This window comes from Paraburkholderia sediminicola (assembly GCF_046027355.1).
Taxonomy (GTDB): Bacteria; Pseudomonadota; Gammaproteobacteria; order Burkholderiales; family Burkholderiaceae; genus Paraburkholderia; species Paraburkholderia sediminicola_B.
On sequence record NZ_JAQQEK010000013.1, the window covers coordinates 1 to 16,537 of the forward strand.

Genomic DNA, 16,537 nt, shown 5'->3' on the forward strand with positions numbered 1-16,537 from the left:
AAAGCCCACATAATAACGGTTGCTCAAACCGCGCGAAGGGCGGCATCGTCGACGATGCCGCCCTTCGTTTCAGTCAGCGCGTCTTTACTTGATCGGCTTGCTGACGTCGATGCCGAACCACTTGTCCGAGATCTTCGAGAACGTGCCGTCCGCTTCGAACTGGGTCATCGCGTCGTCGATCGCCTTGGCGAACTTCGGATTGCCCTTCCTGAACGGAATGCCGGAAGGGTTGCCCGGGCCGACATTCGCGCCGGTGCGCAGCGGCAATTGCGAGTTCTTCATCAGGTAGGCAAGCATCAGGCGGTCGTTGAGCGCCGCGTCCAGACGCCCGGCGGCCAGATCACGCAGGTACTCGGGCGCGCCCGGATACGTCTTCACGTCGATGCCCGGCACCGACTTCGCCATGTCCATGTAGTTCGTGCCCAGACCGACGCCGAGCTTCTTGCCCTTCAGGTCGTCGAGCGACTTGAACTGGCGCGTGTCGTCCTTACGCTGGATCAGTTGCGCGGCCGAGTACGTGTAGGCCGGCGAGAAGTCGAGCGCCTGCTTGCGCGCGTCGGTGATGCCGACCTGGTTGACGATCACGTCGAACTTGTTCGCCTGCAGGCCGGCGATGATGCCGCTCCATTCCGTCGTGACGAATTCCGGCTTCACGCCGAGCTTGGCCGCGACAGCCTTCGCGATGTCGACGTCGTAGCCGACCAGTTCGCCCGACGGCGCTTTCGAATTGAACGGCGGGAAGGTGCCTTCGAGGCCGATGCGCAGTGTGCCGCGCTGTTTGACCTGATCGAGCAGGTCGTCGGCGTGGGCGGCGACGGCGGTGAACGACGCGCCGATCAGACCGGCGACGAGCATCTTTTTCAACAAGCCAAATTTCATCGAGTTCCTTTTTGTTCGTCTGGCGTTTTAACAGACGAAAGCATAACAAAGCAGACTATCGAAACCAAAATATCGTTTGTTTATGTCTATATTACCGACGCGGCAGCGGCCACGGCGGCGAACCAAGCCACGCTCAGCGCAGCGCTTGCGCGCATTCGGCGACCAGTGACGGTCCGCGGTAGATAAACCCGGTATAGAGCTGAACGAGGGATGCGCCGGCCGCGATCTTCGCGCGCGCGTCGTCGCCGGAAAAAATCCCGCCGACGCCGATGATCGGCACCGCTTCGCCGACTTCCGCGCGCAGCTTGCGGATCACTTCATTGGACGCGTCGAACACCGGCTTGCCCGACAGGCCGCCGGCTTCGTCGCCGTATTGCATGCCGGCGACGGCCGTGCGCGAGAGCGTGGTGTTGGTGGCGATCACGCCTTCGAACTGATGACGCAACAGCGTGTCGGCGATCGACTTGATCTGTTCGTCGTCGAGGTCAGGCGCGATCTTCAGCGCAAGCGGCACGAGCTTGCCGTGCATGTCGGCGAGGCGCTGCTGCTTCTCCTTGAGCGCCGCGAGCAGCGCGTCGAGTTCGCCCGCGCCTTGCAACTGGCGCAGGTTCTTCGTATTCGGCGACGAGATGTTGACCGTCACGTAGCTGGCGAACGGATACACGCGTTCGAGGCAGTACAGATAGTCTTCGGCGGCGCGCTCGATCGGCGTGTCGGCGTTCTTGCCGATGTTCAGGCCGAGAATGCCGCGATAGCGCGCGGCCTGCACGTTCTTGACGAACTGGTCGACGCCCGCGTTGTTGAAGCCCATGCGGTTGATCACGGCGTTCGCCTGCGGCAGGCGGAACATGCGCGGGCGCGGATTGCCCGGTTGCGCGCGCGGCGTGACCGTGCCCACTTCGATGAAGCCGAAGCCGAGCGCGGCGAGGCCGTCGATGCAGGCGCCGTCCTTGTCGAGGCCTGCGGCGAGTCCCACCGGGTTGCGGAACGTCAGCCCCATCACGGTGCGCGGCGCATCCGGCACGCGCGGCGCGAGCGCGCCGGCGAGGCCGGTGCGGCCGGCGGCGCCGAGCATGCGCAAGGTGAGGTGGTGAGCGTCTTCCGCGTCCATGCGAAAGAGTTGGGCGCGTACAAGCGGGTAGAGGGAACTGAACACGGGACGAAGCCGGGCGGCCGGAAAATGGGAACCCGCCATTTTACCGGCTTTGAGGCTTTAATGAGACCGACTGGCGGGATCGGGCGGCGGCCTGAGCGGACCGCCTTGGCTACGGCTTCGCTACGGCTTGAACGGCATGCGCTTGCCCTGAATCGCCAGATCGACCGGCGGCAGGTCCACGCCCGTGGGATCGAGCACGCGCCAGGCGCCGTCGATCAAACCTTCGAGCGGCCGGAAATTCGCCTTGTACGCCATCTTCGGACTCTCGCGAATCCAGTAGCCGAGGTACACGTAAGGCAGCTTGAGACTGCGCGCCTGTTCGATCTGCCAATAGATGTTGTAGGTGCCGAAGCTCGTGTTCGGCAGCCCCGGCTCGAAAAACGTGTACACCGAGGAGAGCCCGTCGCCGAGGATGTCGATCATGCTGATCATGCGCAGAATGCCGGGCGCATCCGGCCGGCCCGGCAGCGGCTCGCGGAATTCGACCAGCCGCGAGTTGATCCGGCTCTGCAACAGGAACTGTTCATATTGATCGCGGCTGTCGCGATCCATGCCGCCGCCCGCATGCCGCGCCGATTGATAGCGCATGTAGAGCGCGTAGTGCTCTTCGTCGTAGTGCAGCGGCGCGACGGTCGCGATCAGTTCGCCGTGTTTCTTCCAGACGCGGCGCTGCGTGCGGTTCGGCTCGAACTGGTCGACCGGCACGCGGACCGGCACACAGGCGCGGCAGCCGTCGCAATACGGCCGGTACGTGAACACGCCCGAGCGCCGGAAGCCGGCCTTGACGAGGTCGGTGTAGACGTCGGAGTTGATCAGGTGACTGGGGGTGGCGACTTGCGAGCGCGCGATGCGCCCGTCCAGGTAACTGCAGGGATAGGGCGCTGTTGCATAAAATTGCAGCGCCGAAAGCGGGGAAAGAGGCAGCTCGTTAGGATGAGTCACGTTGGCAGCTCTCGAAGCGTCTCTGGTAATGCAAACCCGGCGCCTTGCGGTGGACAACCCGCGGCTCGTGACCCGCGGCTCGGTAGGCGACGGATCCGGATTCGGCCTGATTCTTCCTACGCCGCTGGCGCAACGACCTCGAGCAACGCGGTCTTGTCGAAGCGCCAGGGAATCGGCGGCGCCTCGACCGACGCGCGAACATGCGCGATGAACGTCTTGCGCGCTATCTCGCGACCGCCTAGCGACGCCAGATGCGACGTGTTCTGCTGGCAGTCTATCATTTCTATTTCGTGACGGCGTAAGTGTCCGACAAGCGCGGCCAGCGCCATTTTCGACGCATCCGTGACCTCCGCGAACATGGATTCGCCGAAGAACATTTTGCCGAACGACACGCCGTACAAACCGCCGACTCGCTTGCCTTTGAACCAGGTTTCGATGCTGTGCGCGTCGCCCACACGATGCAGCGACGAGTACGCTTCGACGACATCCGCGGTGATCCATGTGCCGCGTTGTCCGCGTCTCGGCGCCTGCGCGCAGGCGCGCATCACCGCGGCGAAATCATGGTCGACGCGGATTTCCCACGCGTCTTCGCGCAGCACGCGCTTGAGCGTCTTGCGCAGCGACGGCGCCACTTTGAATTCGGCGGGGCGCAGGACCATGCGCGGGTCGGGGCTCCACCACAACACCGGTTGGCCGTCCGAATACCACGGGAAGATGCCGCGCCGATAGGCGTCGATCAGCCGCGACGGCAGCAGGTCGCCGCTCGCGGCGAGCAGGCCCGGCGCGCCGCTGGTCGCGCCGAGGGCGCGCTCGACGGGCGGAAACGGATCGTCAGGTCCGAGCCAGGGAACCATGCGCGCCGCTCAACCTTCGCGCAGCGAGCGGAAGATGTCGCCCGTGTGCAGGCCGAAGCTGCCGGCGGCGCGGTCGGCGAAAAAGAAACGCAGGGTCTGGCCGACCGTGGGAAAGGCAATCTCGTCCCACGGGATTTCATGTTCTTCGAAGAGCTTCACTTCGAGGCTTTCTTCGCCGGCGGCAATCTCGAGGTCGAGCAGGCGCGCCATATAGAACAGATGCACCTGATGCACGTGCGGCACGTTCAGCAGCGAGAAGAGGTTTTGCACTTCGACGCGCGCGCCGGCTTCTTCCAGCGTTTCGCGCGATGCCGCTTCGGCGGTCGTCTCACCCATTTCCATGAATCCCGCGGGCAGCGTCCAGTAGCCGTAGCGCGGTTCGATCGCGCGACGGCACAGCAGCACTTTCTCGTCCCAGACCGGGACGGTGCCGACCACGTTGCGCGGATTCTGATAGTGCACCGTGCCGCAACTGCCGCATACGAAGCGCTCGCGGTTGTCGCCAGGCGGAATGCTCAGGCTGACGCCCTGGCCGCAGACAGAACAGAATTTCATAAGAAGGGGACGAGAAAGGGTGATAGGAGTTTATCACTGGCACGCGGTTTTTCTCAGGCTGCAAAATAGCGTCGCGCGGGATTCCGCGGCCGGTGAGGTCGGTGCGCGGGGGCGCCGAAAACTGCTCGCAAATGGCGCAATCATTTTGTTCGGAATCCCGAGTATCTTGCGCGCGAGGCTTGATCCGAGGGCGTGGATGGCGTCACGGGCGGGGCGATTTGCCGTCAGGAACCGCTGCTGGAATCAGATTGGGGAAACGAGAAAAGCGGGGAATGCGCAACGCGCCATGAAATATTTGGAAAGAAAAACAAAAAAGGCCTGCCGGTTGGGCAAGCCTTCAATGTTGTTTTCGACGTATCCGACCAATTTGGTGCACTTGGTTGCGGGGGTAGGATTTGAACCTACGACCTTCGGGTTATGAGCCCGACGAGCTGCCAGACTGCTCCACCCCGCGTCCGTCGAAGAAAAGATTATAGAACAAAGCGGATAGCTGTGCAATAGCTATTTAAGAACCGGCTTCAATCCATGGGATATGGATCCGCGCGTGAGATCTGAAGGTCGCCGCACGCATTGCCGGCGTCGTATGCCGGAAGGCCGGCGTAAGGCGCTGCGCTAGAATTCAGGTTCCTCTCGCGACGTCGCCATGCACGCACGGCGGCGCACGCTCCACCTCTTACCTTGCTCTGAACTCCATGGATATCGCTCACGATCTGCAGGTGATTGCCGCCCAGGAACACGCGCTGGTGTTCCCACAATTTGATGCCGACCGCGCGTGGCAAGTCGGCGCCTATCTGCACGAGGTCGCCAAGGCGCGTGGTATCCCCGTTGCGATCGACGTGCGCACCTTCGGTCAGCCGCTCTTCTTCAGTCTGCTCGACGGCGCGACGCCGGACAATGTCGATTGGGTGCGCCGCAAGAGCAACACGGTCGCGCATTTCCGCCGCAGCTCGTATGCGATCGGCTTGAAGATGCAGCAGGCCGGCGGCACGCTCGCCGACAAGCATGGCTTGCCCGCCACGGAGTACGCGTCGCATGGCGGCGCGTTTCCGCTGACGGTGGCGGGCGCGGGCGTGATCGGCTCGATCACGGTGTCGGGTCTGCCGCAGCGCGCCGATCACGAGCTGGTGGTGGAAGCGCTGTGCGCGCATCTCGGCCATGACTACAGCAAGCTCGCGCTTGCAAAGGCCTGAGGCGATGCGGCTGCCTCCTTATGCCTTGCTCGGCATCGCGATCGTGGCCGAAGTGATCGCGACCTCCGCGATGCGCGCATCGGAGGGCTTCTCGCGGTTCCTGCCTTCAGCGGTGGTCGTGCTTGGGTACGGCGTCGCGTTCTATTGCCTGTCGCTCACGCTCAGGAGCATTCCGGTCGGGATCGTCTACGCGGTGTGGTCGGGCGCCGGCATCGTGCTGATCACGCTGGTCGCGGTGGTGCTGTACCGGCAGGTGCCCGATGTGCCGGCCATCCTCGGGCTCGGCCTGATCATTGCCGGGGTTGCCGTGCTGAACATGTTCTCGAAGATGCAGGCGCACTGAGCCGCGGCGCGAACCCAGGCGCCGCGGGCGTTTATTTGCAGCGCACGATCATCGAGCGGTTTTTCACGTTGGCCGACACGACGTTGGTGACGCTGCCGCCCGCCGTGCCGCCTTCGTCATTGTCTTTCGACACGATGTCGTAGCCCGTCGCGCCGCATGCCTTGCCGGCCTGCACGTAGCACGAAGCCCAGCTGGAAGCGGCGTCGGCGCCGCTGCAATTCACGGCGAAGCCGGTCTGGCCGTTCGGCAGATTGATCAGCGACGTGGTGTTCGACGATGCGCAGCCGGCGAGGCTCGCCGCGCCGAGCAGCACGGCGGCGGGAAGGGCGGCCGACAGCGAGGTCCGGCGAACGAGAGCAAGCACTGAGCGGGTTCGCAAGCGGTTGAAGCGGCCGGCGCGGCGCAGTTGCGTCATGAAATGCATCGTGTTGTTTCCTTTCAGATTGATATTCGGGCTTGCCACGCAGACCGGGGCGCCTGCTGAACGTCGGGGCAGCTCAGGGCGTTTCGATCGTAATGCCCGCCGCGCTGACCACCCGGCGGCTTTCCTCGCCTTCCTTGGTGGCCGCGTCTTCCCAGATGCTGATGGCTTTTGGAATGTCGATGCCGTGGCTTTCGGCGTAAGCAAACCATGTGTTGGCCGCATCCGGTTCGGGCAATTCGTGGTTTTGCAGAAAATATTTTCCCATATTGCGCTCGCTGAACTCGAAAAGGCGTCGTGGCGGCAGCACGGATCGTGCCGATGATCCAGTTCGACCGGCGCGAGCCGAACAAGTGCGATTCGGGTGCATCGCCGCGTGGCTCGACAGAACTAATCGGCTCGCGAGGCGCCTTACATACTGGCTGGCCGCGCGCCGACGCGTGCGCTGCACCGGCCCGCGCGGACGCAGCCGGCGACATGAAGGTTCAATGCACGGGCAGCGTATCGAACGCGGTTCCACGCGGCGTCCGCCCATGAATTGCAACGAGGAGAACGAATATGGCTGAACGGGTCAGCGGCCCTTACCGTGGTTATTACATCAGCGCCGCCGCGCGCCTCGTGCCGGCGGCCGACACGCCGGCCACGGCCGCCGGCAGTGCGAGCGGGACTTACGTCGGCTCGGTGAGCCTGGCTGAACACGGTCCGGACGATCCTCACCGCATGGAAACCTTGCTCGAACTCGGCGACAGCCAGCGCTTCAGCAGCGAAGAGGAGGCGCTCGTCTTCGTCGAGCAGGCGGCGCGCGATTACGTTGACCGTTTGCTGGGAGGCGCTTGATGGCGGTGAGCAAGGTGGAGACAAGCGTTACTGCGAGCATCGACAAAAACGCTGATGAAAGCGCTGCGGCAGGCTGGACCGCGGTCCGGCCGCGCGAGTACCATATCGACGTTGTCCGGGGCCGGCCAGTTCTCGCCGGCGCCGGTTCCCTGCCGGATCTTTCAGATGAGGCGACCATGGAAATTCGGTTTCCCGCGGACGCGCCCGCTTACCGCGACTCGAATCTGACCGTTGTCTTTCCCGCACTGGTGAACGGCGAGCCGGTGCCGTGCGCGATCTCGGTCGAAGCGCTCGAAGATCACTTCGGCGCCTACTCCGAGGACCTGGAAGGCTGGATGCGCGCGTTCGACGCCGGACGTCCGCGCATCGAAGCCGTCGCGCGCGAGCATCTGCAGATCAGTAACGGCACGCCCGTGCTGCTCAAGAGCGGGCATTTTCCGCCCGGCAACGTGGCGGGGTAATCGCGCTGCCCGAGAGAGAATGCAGCCGTGCGGGCTCCGTCGCATCGGCAGCGGATTCGAGGGATGGACGTGGCTATGAGCAAAGTACGACTGAGCGGGCCGAGCGAGCCAGGGCGCGTCTGCTTGCGCTGACCTGAAACGCTGGACGCTACCTACAACCAACAGCGAAACTCGCTGCCGCCACTTGCCACGTCCAGACGGTCCTCGCGTCCTTACTCAAGCCGCGCTCGTGGCGCTTCCGTTCGCTCCCGCATTTGCCGACGCCGCCTTGCGCGCGGCATCGAACGCATGGCGGATGCCTTCTTCATAAGACGTCTTGGCGATCGGGCCAATCAGTTCAGTCAACGCCGAGTCGTCGAGCACGACCGGTTCGGTCATCAGGTAGTTCATCTCCACCAGTTCCCGCATCAGCGGATTGAACAGGCCGAGTACGCGCAGCAGGGTCTTGCCGGCCACCATCAGCTTCGGTTGGCGGCCCGCCAGCGCGTAGGCTTGCCGCGCCACTTCGCGCTGCGTGATGGTGCCCACGCCGGCGAGGTGCCACCAGCGCCCGTACGCGTCGGGTGTGCGCGTGAGCTGTTCGACCACCGGCCCGATATCCGGCAGATAGATGAATTCATGCGGCACATCCACGGGGCCGATTACCTGCGCGCGCTTGCCGTTCGCCGCGGCTTCGAACACGCCGTTCAGCAGACTGCGCTCGATACCCGGGCCGTAGAAATCGGGCAGGCGCAGCACGAGGGTCGAGAGGCCGCCCCTTCCATGCGCGGCCAGCACCAGATTTTCCTGCGCGAGCCGCATTTGGCCCTTGAACGTGTGCGGCTCGCGCGGATGATTTTCGCGGATCGGATTGCCGCGCGCGCGGCCGTACGGATACACCGTGCCGATCAGAATGAAGCGCTCGACGCCCGCCGCCGTCACGCCCGCCAGCGTTCTCTCCATGAGCGGCGGATGCGCGGCGAACTGATCGTAGGGCACGCCGACCAGATAGATCACCGTCTGCAGACCCTGCGACGCCGCGCGGATCGACGCCGGGTCGTCCGGATTCCACGTGACGATTTCCGCGTGCGGATCGTGGCCGAACGCGGCTTCGAGCGGCCGGCGCGAGCGGCCAACCACCCGATAATCGCGGCCCGCCGCGCCGAGCGCCGCGGCGATGATCTGACCGGCCGCGCCCGCGGCGCCGAATAAACCCACCTTGCCTGTGACTTGCATGACGACTCCCTGAAGCGGCGCCACATCGCGTCCGCATGGATTATGACTGATGGTCTGAAATTTAATGAACACCGTTCAGTGAACAGTGTTCAGTTTAATTTGACTTTTCAGTTTGTCAACCCGAAAATGCTCGTCATGGGAATCGCCGAACGAAAGAACCGCCAGAAACAGGCACTGCGCGAACGCATCCTCGATGCCGCGCGGCGCATCGTGATGCGCGAAGGCTTTGCCGCGCTGTCCATGCGCAAAATCGCCGACGCCATCGAATATTCGCCGGCCACGCTGTACCTGCACTTCGCGAGCCGCGACGAGATCGCGCAGGCGCTGTGCGCGGAAGGCTATGCGCAATTGCTGGAAACGTTCGTGCCGCTCGCGGGCATCGCCGATCCTGCTGAGCGGCTCAAGGCGCTCGGGCGGGCTTATGTGGCGTTCGGCGTCGCGCATCCGGAAACGTACCGGCTCATCTTCATGGAAGATCCGACCTACACCGGCGCGGCGTTGAGCGGCGCGCCGAAGGGTAAGGCGGTGGCGGGCGAGGACGGCGGCGTCACGGCGTCGGACGAAGCGAGCGGTGAAGCGGCCCCGCCTGAGGACGATCCCGGCGAGGCCGCATTGCACATCATGATTTCCGCGCTCGAAGAGCTCAAAGCGGCGGGGCGTCTGTCGGCATCGATGGACGTGGCGGTGTGGGCCGAGGCGTTCTGGGCGAATCTGCACGGCATCGTCGCGCTGAACCTCACGTGTCCCGTGTTTCCGACCACGCCGCTCGATACGGTGGTGGACGTCGCGCTCGACGCCTGGCTGGGCGCATCGCCCGCAACGCAATCGCCGAGCACCACGGCCACCGCCGGCACGCGCAAGAAAAAATGCCCTGACGCGCGCACCGGATCGCCGGTGGAACCGGAGCCGGAACCAGACAACGAACCTGCTCTTGAGCCGCCCAGCAAAAAATCGGCGAAAGCAGCACCCGGCAGCGTCACCGTGCCCGCTCCCAGGCGCAAAGCCACGAGTGCGTGATAACGTTCAGTTCCACCTCACTTTGCGCCGTTGCGCTTAGCTCTCCATGTCCATTTCCGCCTCGCCCGCCGTCAGCGACGAAGTCGCGACTTACGTAGCCAACCGCATCGGTTTCATCGAACTGGAAAGGCCGAAGGCGCTCAACGCGCTGTCGACCGGCATGATTCGCGCGATGCACGCGGCGCTCGACCAGTGGCGCGAAGATCCGGACGTGCTAGCCGTCGTGGTGCGCAGCCAGCACCCGCGCGCGTTCTGCGCGGGCGGCGACATCCGCTTTCTCTACGAGTCGGCGCAGCGCGGCGAGCACGACGCGCGCGACACGTTTTTCATCGAGGAATACCGGCTCAATCACGCGATCTTCACCTATCCGAAGCCGTATATCGCGTTGATGAACGGCGTCGTGATGGGCGGCGGCATGGGCATTTCGCAGGGTGCGCATCGCACCGGCGGTCTGCGTGTCGTCACCGGTTCGATCAAGATGGCGATGCCCGAAACCCGCATCGGACTGTTTCCCGATGTCGGCGCGGGCTGGTTTCTGGCCCGCACGCCGGGGGCGATCGGCCGCTATCTGGCCGTGACCGGCGAAACGATCGGCGCGGCCGACGCGCTCTACGCGGGTCTCGCCGACACCTATATCGACGACGCGGCATTGCCCGCGCTGGTCGATACCTTGCGCGGCGAGCGGTTCGAGCGCGGCGCGGACGTGGTGGCGTGCGTCGGGCGCGAGACGCTCGCGCATCACGTTGTGCCGCAGCCGGAGGCGTCGTCGCTGGCGAACGCGCGTGCGTTGATCGATCGTCACTTCGCGTTGCCGGATGTCGCGCGAATTCTCGCGTCGCTCGAAAGCGAGCGCGACGGCGGCGGCGACGCTGCCGATTGGGCCGAACAGATGATTGCGGTGTTGCGCGAACGTTCGCCGTTGTCGATGGCGGTGTCGCTGGAAGTGGTGACGCGCGCCGAGGGTTCGATGGCCGACGTGCTGCGTGGCGACCTCGATCTGACGCGCTCGAGCTTTCTGCACGGCGACACGATCGAAGGCATTCGCGCGCGCATCATCGACAAGGACAACGCGCCGCGCTGGCGCTTTGCGCGCATTGAAGACGTGAACCCCGCCGAAGTCGAGAAGATGTTCGAGAGCCCGTGGCCGGCGAACGAACACCCGCTGCGGGATTTGCGCGGTTAAGGCGCGAGCGACTCTAATTTCAGCATGCTATGCGGCCCTTGCCGGCGGCATAGCGTTGCGACTAACTAGCCGCCAGGCCGCCAGGCCGCCAAGCCGCTCAGTCCTCGTCTTCGCTCGCCATGAACGCGCGCATGAACACCAGCGCGCCCCAGCCCCACATCGCATTCGCGGCGAATCCCACGGAGAGGCGCGGCAGCATGTTGCCGCTCGGCCAGATGCCGCGCAGCGGATCGATCACGAACACGCTCGCCGCCGTCAACGCGATGCCGCCGAACACGAAGGCCGGCACCCACGGCGCACGTCGATGCGGCGCGACGCGCAACAGCCACGCCATCAGCACGGCCCAGAACGCGCTCCAGATCGCATTGGCGATGAACTCAGGCAGCCCGAGCGGTAAAAACGGCGCGGTTGAAAAACCGGTCGGGTCGATCATCCCGGCTGCGTGAAGCAGCGCCAGCGTCGATTCGTGGAAGAACAAGGAAGCCAGAAAACCGGCGACGAACGGCAGGATGAGTTTTTGCATGCATTGCACCGCCAGGGTACAGGCGGCGTGGTTCGCATGGCCTGGACCGGATTGTTGGAAACGTGCGCCATTATATAGAGTGCCCCCTAACCTGTCGCTTCGCGCCAGGCCCCCCGAGGGGGTGCGAGAAAACTTGGGGCGGCCCGGCGTTTTCTCGCGAGCGCCACCCCAATTCGAGCGTGCACAACGCGCAACATCCGTATGCTTTAGCGTCGGGCTAATCACGAAAGTGGAAAACCTAAGCTAAAAAAAATCGTTCAAAAGCCGCAGCCCGATCCATAGACTGTTTCTCCATACAGACGGCGTTTGCCGCCGTCGCCGTTTAATCGAGCGCATGACGCGCACGTTTGGTCGAGGGAAGCTGTCGCGATGTCCTGCCTGATGCCGATCTTCACCCGCCGCATGGCGCGCGCGCGCCGGCGGGTCCGCTGTCGCCGCTAGCCAGCGCCGCTACCGTATTTTTCCGCCTCTTTGCGATGCACCGTCCGGCTGTGTGCCGGAGGGATGCGCGCGGCCGGCGTGTGCGCGAACGCTCGACGCACCGTCTTCATTCAATCCAGTTTCGATCATGCAGGAGCAGCAAATGAATGTGTTCTGGTTCATTCCGACTCACGGCGACAGCCGCTATCTCGGTACGTCCCAAGGCGCACGCGCAGCCGATTACGACTATTTCCAGCAGATCGCCGTCGCCGCCGATACGCTTGGCTACGAGGGCGTGCTGCTGCCGACGGGCCGTTCGTGCGAGGACGCATGGGTCGTCGCGTCGAGCCTGATCGCCGCGACCAAACGGCTGAAGTTCCTGGTGGCGATTCGCCCGGGCATTTCGTCGCCGGGTCTGGCCGCGCGCATGGCGGCGACCTTCGACCGTTTGTCGAACGGGCGTCTGCTGATCAATGTCGTGACGGGCGGCGACGCAGCCGAACTGGAAGGCGACGGCGTGTTCGTCGACCACGACACGCGCTATGAAATCACCGACGAATTCCTGCATATCTGGCGCAAGCTGCTGACCGCCGCGCATACCAACGACGCGATCGATTTCGAAGGCAAGCATCTGAGCTCGAAGGGTGGCAAGGCGTTGTATCCGCCGGTGCAGAACCCGCATCCGCCACTGTGGTTCGGCGGTTCGTCACCGGCCGCGCACGACATGGCGGGCGAGCATATCGACACCTATCTGACGTGGGGCGAGCCGCCCGCAGCCGTCGCGAAGAAGATCGCCGACATCCGCGCGCGCGCCGCGGCGCATGGCCGCCAGATCAAGTTCGGGATTCGTTTGCACGTGATCGTGCGCGAGACGGAAGAAGAAGCGTGGGCCGCCGCCGACAAGCTGATCAGCAAACTCGACGACGAAACCATCACGCGCGCCCAGGCCTCGTTCTCGAAGATGGACTCCGAAGGACAACGCCGCATGGCCGCGCTGCACGGCGGCAAGCGCGGCGGCCGCGCGGAGCTCGAGGTCTATCCGAATCTGTGGGCGGGCGTGGGCCTCGTGCGTGGCGGCGCGGGCACGGCGTTGGTCGGCAATCCGGAGCAGGTGGCGGCGCGCATGAAGGAGTATGCCGAGCTCGGCATCGACACCTTCATTCTGTCGGGCTATCCGCATCTGGAAGAGTCGTATCGCTTCGCCGAACTCGTGTTTCCGCTGCTGCCGAACCGTCAGAACAAGGTTTCGAATGGACCGCTGTCGGGGCCGTTCGGCGAGATCGTCGGCAACAACTATCTGCCGAAGGCGGCGAGTTCGAGCTGAGTTTCGGGCTGAACTCGCGTGCTGCAAGCTGCATGCATGACCATCGATAAGCAATGAGGAACGCAAGCATGGCTCAATCCACTGTGAGCGCCGCGCGGGACGAAGGCGCCGGCGCGGCTTTGAACACGCTGCGCCGGATCGGCGTGCATCTCGCGCCGTGGCTCGCGCCGCTCGCGATTCTGCTGGCGTGGGAATTCGCCGCGCGCAGCGGCGTGCTGTCGACGCGCGTGCTTCCCGAACCGCTTGCGGTCGTGAAGGCCGCGTGGTCGCTGATCCAGTCCGGTGAAATGTGGGCGGACGTGAAGGTCAGCACGTGGCGCGCGGTGTCGGGTTTTGCGATCGGCGGCGGCATCGGTCTCGTGCTCGGACTCGCGACGGGTCTGTTCAAGCCCGCCGAGATCGCGCTCGACTCGACCGTGCAGATGATCCGCAACATCCCGGCGCTGGCGATGATTCCGCTCGTGATTCTGTGGTTCGGCATCGAGGAGCAAGCGAAAGTGTTTCTCGTCGCGCTGGGCGTGTTTTTCCCGATCTACGTGAACACGTTTCACGGCATCCGTTCGGTTGACGCCAATCTGATCGAAATGGCGCGCAGTTATGGCGTGAAGGGTTTCGCGCTGTACCGGCATGTGGTTCTGCCGGGCGCGTTGCCGTCGATTCTGGTCGGCGTGCGCTTCGCGTTCGGGCTGATGTGGGTCACGCTGATCGTCGCCGAAACCATTTCCGCGCAATCGGGCATCGGCTACATGACGATGAACGCCCGCGAATTCCTGCAAACCGATGTGGTGGTGGTCGGCATTCTGCTCTACGCGGCGCTCGGCAAACTCGCCGACGTGCTGGCCAAGAGCCTCGAACGCGTCTCGCTGCGCTGGCACCCGGCCTATCAACGAGGAGCGAAATCATGAACGCAACGACCTTGTCCGCGTCGTTCGGCGGGATTGCCGGCAGCGATCTCGAAGCCGAGTTGGCTCAAGCGCGCAATGTCGATCACGACGCGCACGAAGCTGCGGACGTCGAGTACGCCGATGCGACGCATCATCATCAACCGCGCGCCGCTGCCGGACTGTCGGCTGGTGCGCTCGCGCGCAACGATGTCCGTCGCGCGGCGGATCATTCGGTGGAATTGCGCGGCGTGGGCAAACGCTACGGCGAACGCCAGGTGCTGGCCGACTTCAATCTGTCGATCGAGCGCGGCAGTTTCGTGGCGATCGTCGGCCGCAGCGGCTGCGGGAAGTCCACTTTGCTGCGGCTCGTCGCCGGATTGGAAAAGACCACTGCTGGCGTGCTCGAAAAGCGCACCGAAAACGGCGGCCCGCTCGACACCCGCATCATGTTTCAGGACGCGCGTCTGCTGCCCTGGAAGAGCGTGCTGCAAAACGTGATGCTCGGCCTCGGTCGCAGCGCGCGTGAGGACGCACGCGCCGTGCTCGCCGAAGTCGGCTTGCTGGAGCGCGCCAACGACTGGCCCGCGCAACTTTCCGGCGGTCAGCGTCAGCGCGTGGCGCTGGCGCGGGCGCTGGTGCATCGGCCGCAATTGCTGTTGCTCGACGAGCCGCTCGGCGCGCTCGATGCGTTGACGCGCATTGAAATGCACGCGCTGATCGAGCGTCTGTGGCGCGAACATCAATTTACCGCGCTGCTGGTCACGCACGACGTGCATGAAGCCGTGGCGCTCGGCGACCGGATTCTGCTGATCGAGGAAGGGCGCATCGCGCTCGATCAGCCGGTGCCGCTGGCGCGTCCGCGGGCGCGCGCATCGGCGGGTTTCGCCGCGCTCGAAGAACATGTGTTGCAACGCGTACTGAAGACGGCGCCGAATGACGACGCGCTGTCCCATCGCGCGTACGACGCACGTGACGAAGGCCGCCTCACGCGGCCGACAGACGTCCGCTGGGCCGTCTGACATTCCTTGACTGACTGTTTTTAATCGCTTCCCTGGAGCCACACGTTATGACCATTTCCGCAATCAACGTACGCAATCAATTCAAAGGCAAGGTCAAGGAAATCATCCGCGGACCGGTGGTGTCCGAAGTCGATGTGGATACGCCGTTCGGTATCGTCACCTCGGTGATCACCACGCGCTCCGTCGACGAACTCGATCTGAAGGTCGGCTCGGAAGTGGTCGCGCTGGTGAAGTCGACGGAGGTGTCGATCGCGCGCCTGTGAGGCCCGCGCTATTTCGCGTTCGCGCCGCTGGCGGGCGGCTCGTGCGTCATCCTGTCGTTGGTCGGCTTGGTCGGACGCTTGATCGGCATGTTGTCGGGATTGCTTGAGCCGCCTGAGCCGGAGGCGGCCTCGGGCGGCTTGACCATCGACGAGTTGTCGTTTTGCGGCGCTGCCTGTGCCGGTTTTTGCGTTGCTTGTCCCGCTTGTTGCGCTTGACCCGGTTTCGCCGTCTGTGCGAATGCCACCGTGCCGTTCGTGCCGGCTACCGCCAGCGCGACGCCCGCTGTCAGCACCGCCCATCTGCTTCGCTCCATCTCCGTCCTCCTTGGCGATGCCGCCTGCCGGTTTCGCCGCTGTCACGCTGGTGGATCACTTCCGCCACGCAACCCGCGTGCCTCGACGCGCGCCTGCATACGTCCCCGAAACTTGCTAGGATGAATTTGAGCATGTAGACGGAGACGGCCATGTCGAAGTCATTGAGTCCCGAAGCGGTTGAAGCCTTGCGGCGTCTGAACGACGTCGGTGTCGGACAGGAGGCGCCGAAGCTGGCGCAGTCCATTACAGCCGAATTGCTGGCGGGCGGCCTGGTCGCCAAAGCGAGCGGCGGCGACGTCGAAATCACCTGCAACGGCCGGCAATATCTTTCTGGCGATTGCGATTGATCGCCAGCGCAAGGTCGGCCTGACGCTCAGGCCGAATCGTTCCGCGAGCCGTCGAGCGTGCTCGCCGGACAAGTATGGCCGTCGCATCGGCGGCGGCACCACGGAGGCGAGCATGGAGCCGAAGGGCCTCGACATGGGGGACTACCAGGAGCGCTATCAGGACTACGACATCGAGGTCGCCGTCGAGCAGGTGCTGACGGGCGTCAAAGCGCATTTTCGCGTGTTGCGGGGCGAGGCGGTGCTGGTCGACTGGCGGCTCGTGCATATCGACAGCTTATGGTGCACCGAGCATGCCGCGGCCGAGGCGGGCTTCCGCGCGGCGCGCGAAGTAATCGACGCGGGCGGCCTGGCCGCCTAGCCGCATGCTCCTCGCGCACCTGGGTGAAATT

22 protein-coding genes and 1 tRNA gene are annotated in these 16,537 nt (G+C 64.4%); 12 read left to right on the forward strand and 11 right to left on the reverse strand.

Annotated features, from left to right (window positions below):
- Window positions 1-84: 84 nt before the first annotated feature.
- From PQR42_RS22030 to PQR42_RS22055, 6 genes are all read right to left on the reverse strand, one after another.
- Window positions 85-879, reverse strand: a complete 795-nt coding sequence (locus PQR42_RS22030) for a cystine ABC transporter substrate-binding protein (RefSeq protein WP_408387524.1) — start codon at window positions 877-879, stop codon at window positions 85-87.
- Window positions 880-1,012: 133 nt separating this feature from the next.
- Window positions 1,013-2,074: a quinone-dependent dihydroorotate dehydrogenase gene (locus tag PQR42_RS22035; RefSeq protein WP_408215104.1), complete on the reverse strand. Its 1,062-nt coding sequence runs from the start codon at window positions 2,072-2,074 to the stop codon at window positions 1,013-1,015.
- An 81-nt stretch (window positions 2,075-2,155) separates the two neighbouring features.
- The gene (locus PQR42_RS22040) at window positions 2,156-2,977 is read right to left on the reverse strand and encodes an arginyltransferase (RefSeq protein ID WP_408387523.1); all 822 of its coding nucleotides are present in this window, start codon (window positions 2,975-2,977) and stop codon (window positions 2,156-2,158) included.
- A 116-nt stretch (window positions 2,978-3,093) separates the two neighbouring features.
- Complete coding sequence (gene aat, locus PQR42_RS22045) at window positions 3,094-3,831, reverse strand: leucyl/phenylalanyl-tRNA--protein transferase (RefSeq protein WP_408387522.1); 738 nt, start codon at window positions 3,829-3,831, stop codon at window positions 3,094-3,096.
- Between the two features lie 9 nt (window positions 3,832-3,840).
- The gene (locus PQR42_RS22050) at window positions 3,841-4,386 is read right to left on the reverse strand and encodes an NUDIX hydrolase (protein ID WP_408215113.1); all 546 of its coding nucleotides are present in this window, start codon (window positions 4,384-4,386) and stop codon (window positions 3,841-3,843) included.
- 377 nt (window positions 4,387-4,763) lie between these two features.
- Window positions 4,764-4,840 (reverse strand) — tRNA-Met (locus PQR42_RS22055).
- Between the two features lie 238 nt (window positions 4,841-5,078).
- Between PQR42_RS22055 and PQR42_RS22060 the strand changes: the two genes are divergently transcribed.
- On the forward strand, window positions 5,079-5,576 hold the full coding sequence (locus tag PQR42_RS22060) for a heme-degrading domain-containing protein (protein ID WP_408215116.1): 498 nt from the start codon (window positions 5,079-5,081) through the stop codon (window positions 5,574-5,576).
- A 10-nt stretch (window positions 5,577-5,586) separates the two neighbouring features.
- Window positions 5,587-5,919 carry a DMT family transporter gene (locus PQR42_RS22065; protein WP_408387527.1) on the forward strand — a complete coding sequence of 111 codons (333 nt, stop codon included), beginning with the start codon at window positions 5,587-5,589 and terminating at the stop codon, window positions 5,917-5,919.
- A gap of 31 nt (window positions 5,920-5,950) precedes the next feature.
- On the opposite strand, the gene PQR42_RS22070 is transcribed toward PQR42_RS22065, so the two are convergent.
- Window positions 5,951-6,343 carry a hypothetical protein gene (locus PQR42_RS22070; RefSeq protein ID WP_408387520.1) on the reverse strand — a complete coding sequence of 131 codons (393 nt, stop codon included), beginning with the start codon at window positions 6,341-6,343 and terminating at the stop codon, window positions 5,951-5,953.
- A gap of 73 nt (window positions 6,344-6,416) precedes the next feature.
- Window positions 6,417-6,608 carry a hypothetical protein gene (locus tag PQR42_RS22075; protein ID WP_342960273.1) on the reverse strand — a complete coding sequence of 64 codons (192 nt, stop codon included), beginning with the start codon at window positions 6,606-6,608 and terminating at the stop codon, window positions 6,417-6,419.
- A gap of 290 nt (window positions 6,609-6,898) precedes the next feature.
- Between PQR42_RS22075 and PQR42_RS22080 the strand changes: the two genes are divergently transcribed.
- Both PQR42_RS22080 and PQR42_RS22085 read left to right on the forward strand, forming a co-directional pair.
- Window positions 6,899-7,177, forward strand: a complete 279-nt coding sequence (locus PQR42_RS22080) for a hypothetical protein (protein WP_408387519.1) — start codon at window positions 6,899-6,901, stop codon at window positions 7,175-7,177.
- Window positions 7,177-7,638 (forward strand): DUF1488 family protein, encoded by a 462-nt coding sequence (locus tag PQR42_RS22085; RefSeq protein ID WP_408493727.1) that lies wholly within the window; start codon window positions 7,177-7,179, stop codon window positions 7,636-7,638. Before PQR42_RS22080 ends, PQR42_RS22085 begins: the two co-directional genes overlap by 1 nt.
- A gap of 216 nt (window positions 7,639-7,854) precedes the next feature.
- Here PQR42_RS22085 and PQR42_RS22090 read toward each other — a convergent pair whose 3' ends face one another.
- Window positions 7,855-8,853, reverse strand: a complete 999-nt coding sequence (locus tag PQR42_RS22090; RefSeq protein WP_408387518.1) for an NAD-dependent epimerase/dehydratase family protein — start codon at window positions 8,851-8,853, stop codon at window positions 7,855-7,857.
- A gap of 135 nt (window positions 8,854-8,988) precedes the next feature.
- On the opposite strand from PQR42_RS22090, the gene PQR42_RS22095 reads away from it, so the two are divergent.
- Both PQR42_RS22095 and PQR42_RS22100 read left to right on the forward strand, forming a co-directional pair.
- On the forward strand, window positions 8,989-9,870 hold the full coding sequence (locus PQR42_RS22095; RefSeq protein WP_408387517.1) for a TetR/AcrR family transcriptional regulator: 882 nt from the start codon (window positions 8,989-8,991) through the stop codon (window positions 9,868-9,870).
- 46 nt (window positions 9,871-9,916) lie between these two features.
- The gene (locus PQR42_RS22100) at window positions 9,917-11,053 is read left to right on the forward strand and encodes an enoyl-CoA hydratase/isomerase family protein (protein ID WP_408387516.1); all 1,137 of its coding nucleotides are present in this window, start codon (window positions 9,917-9,919) and stop codon (window positions 11,051-11,053) included.
- A gap of 97 nt (window positions 11,054-11,150) precedes the next feature.
- On the opposite strand, the gene PQR42_RS22105 is transcribed toward PQR42_RS22100, so the two are convergent.
- On the reverse strand, window positions 11,151-11,576 hold the full coding sequence (locus tag PQR42_RS22105) for a hypothetical protein (RefSeq protein WP_408215140.1): 426 nt from the start codon (window positions 11,574-11,576) through the stop codon (window positions 11,151-11,153).
- Between the two features lie 583 nt (window positions 11,577-12,159).
- Between PQR42_RS22105 and ssuD the strand changes: the two genes are divergently transcribed.
- The 4 genes from ssuD to PQR42_RS22125 all read left to right on the forward strand — a co-directional run bounded on the left by ssuD (window position 12,160) and on the right by PQR42_RS22125 (window position 15,486).
- Window positions 12,160-13,320 carry an FMNH2-dependent alkanesulfonate monooxygenase gene (ssuD, locus tag PQR42_RS22110; protein WP_408215143.1) on the forward strand — a complete coding sequence of 387 codons (1,161 nt, stop codon included), beginning with the start codon at window positions 12,160-12,162 and terminating at the stop codon, window positions 13,318-13,320.
- Window positions 13,321-13,388: 68 nt separating this feature from the next.
- Complete coding sequence (gene ssuC, locus PQR42_RS22115; protein WP_408387515.1) at window positions 13,389-14,225, forward strand: aliphatic sulfonate ABC transporter permease SsuC; 837 nt, start codon at window positions 13,389-13,391, stop codon at window positions 14,223-14,225.
- Window positions 14,222-15,223 carry an ATP-binding cassette domain-containing protein gene (locus tag PQR42_RS22120; protein ID WP_408387514.1) on the forward strand — a complete coding sequence of 334 codons (1,002 nt, stop codon included), beginning with the start codon at window positions 14,222-14,224 and terminating at the stop codon, window positions 15,221-15,223. The genes ssuC and PQR42_RS22120 overlap by 4 nt, the downstream gene beginning before the upstream one ends.
- 47 nt (window positions 15,224-15,270) lie before the next feature.
- Window positions 15,271-15,486, forward strand: coding sequence for a TOBE domain-containing protein (locus tag PQR42_RS22125; protein WP_028198179.1), 216 nt, complete (start codon window positions 15,271-15,273; stop codon window positions 15,484-15,486).
- An 8-nt stretch (window positions 15,487-15,494) separates the two neighbouring features.
- Here PQR42_RS22125 and PQR42_RS22130 read toward each other — a convergent pair whose 3' ends face one another.
- Window positions 15,495-15,800: a hypothetical protein gene (locus PQR42_RS22130; protein ID WP_408387513.1), complete on the reverse strand. Its 306-nt coding sequence runs from the start codon at window positions 15,798-15,800 to the stop codon at window positions 15,495-15,497.
- 150 nt (window positions 15,801-15,950) lie between these two features.
- Between PQR42_RS22130 and PQR42_RS22135 the strand changes: the two genes are divergently transcribed.
- Window positions 15,951-16,148: a hypothetical protein gene (locus PQR42_RS22135; RefSeq protein WP_408215154.1), complete on the forward strand. Its 198-nt coding sequence runs from the start codon at window positions 15,951-15,953 to the stop codon at window positions 16,146-16,148.
- 112 nt (window positions 16,149-16,260) lie between these two features.
- Window positions 16,261-16,506 (forward strand): hypothetical protein, encoded by a 246-nt coding sequence (locus tag PQR42_RS22140; RefSeq protein WP_408387512.1) that lies wholly within the window; start codon window positions 16,261-16,263, stop codon window positions 16,504-16,506.
- Window positions 16,507-16,537: the final 31 nt, after the last annotated feature.